The 1,247-nt window shown below is 40.5% G+C and carries 2 protein-coding genes; one reads left to right on the forward strand and one right to left on the reverse strand.

Going from position 1 to position 1,247, the window contains the following annotated elements:
- Nucleotides 1–49 precede the first annotated feature (49 nt).
- Nucleotides 50–895 (reverse strand): KPN_02809 family neutral zinc metallopeptidase, encoded by an 846-nt coding sequence (gene ypfJ / locus HX004_RS12300; RefSeq protein ID WP_286442852.1) that lies wholly within the window; start codon nt 893–895, stop codon nt 50–52.
- Between the two features lie 28 nt (nt 896–923).
- Between ypfJ and HX004_RS12305 the strand changes: the two genes are divergently transcribed.
- Nucleotides 924–1,247: hypothetical protein (locus HX004_RS12305; protein ID WP_286442853.1), on the forward strand; the 324-nt coding region annotated here is incomplete at its 3' end.

A 1,247-nucleotide genomic window follows, 5' to 3' on the forward strand; every position in this document is an offset into this window, starting at 1 on the left:
TTGTTCTCTGCTCATTTTACTAATGTACATATTTTATTATACAATTATTTTAATGACACAGTTCACGGGACACCCTCCCCGTTTGGTATCCTTTCATGAACCATTCCTTACGCTGTTTAGAACTACCATGGGTAAAAGAATCAGGATTCACTTGTCCGTTTACTCTTTTTTGAATGGCGTCATCACCAACAGCTTGAGCGGCGCTTAAAGCAATGTCGATATCTTTAGGTTCGAGGTATTTTTGAATGTGTTTAGCCCAAACACCCGCATAAAAATCAGCTTGTAGTTCTTGAGCAACGGATAATTTATTTGCTTCTTTTTTAGATAACTTTTGTTGTTGTTCCCATACTTTTGCATTGGTTCCCAATAAGTTTTGTACATGGTGACCAACTTCATGGGCGATGACATAAGCAATAGCGAAATCTCCTTTTTCTGCGCCAAAACGTTGGTGTAATTCCTCGAAGAATCGCAAATCCATATAAACCGTTTGATCGGCAGGACAATAGAACGGACCTACGTTAGCAGATGCATTTCCACATTTGGTTTGTACTTGATCGTCAAATAAAACTAAGGTAGGTTCTTTGTAAATTTGTCCCTGTTGATCAAAAATACTATGCCAAACATCTTCTGTATCGGCGAAAATAACTGAAACCATTTTCCCCATTGTCTTCTCCTCAGAGGAAAGTGTTCTTGTTTCTGTTTGTTCTGTGGTTTGACCTCCTTGATTGAGTTGTTCTAAGACAGGAGCAATCTGTTGGCCTGTTTCACCACCAAAAATAACAAGTAGCATGGCAATAATACCAATTAACCCTCCGCCTAATGCGGTTTTGCCAACCATCGATTTTCCGCGATTATCTTGGACGTTTTTGCTTTCTCTACGATTTTCCCATTTCATACGAATTCCGGATTTTTTTCGTAAATGTATGAAAAAAAGAAAGAGGAAAGAGGAATACGTAGGGGCAAATGGCAATTTGCCCGTTATCCTGAATAATAATTGGAAAGAGGAAAGAGGAAAGGGGAAAGGGGAAAGAGGAAAGAGGAAAGAGGAAAGAGGAAAGAGGAAAGAGGAAAGGGGAAAGGGGAAAGAGGAAAGAGGAAAGAGGAAAGAGGAAAGAGGAAAGAGGAAAGAGGAAAGAGGAAAGGGGAAAGAGGAAAGGGGAAAGGGGAAAGGGGAAAGAGGAAAGGGGAAAGAGGAAAGGGGAAAGAGGAAAGGGGAAAGAGGAAAGGGGAAAGAGGAAAGGGGAAAG

The sequence above is a fragment of the Myroides sp. 1354 genome, assembly GCF_030324495.1.
Taxonomy (GTDB): Bacteria; Bacteroidota; Bacteroidia; order Flavobacteriales; family Flavobacteriaceae; genus Flavobacterium.

Bases quoted from the DNA above. Each gene is read 5' to 3' on its own strand.
- ypfJ (WP_286442852.1), bottom strand. From the start codon at position 895: ATGAAATGGGAAAATCGTAGAGAAAGCAAAAACGTCCAAGATAATCGC.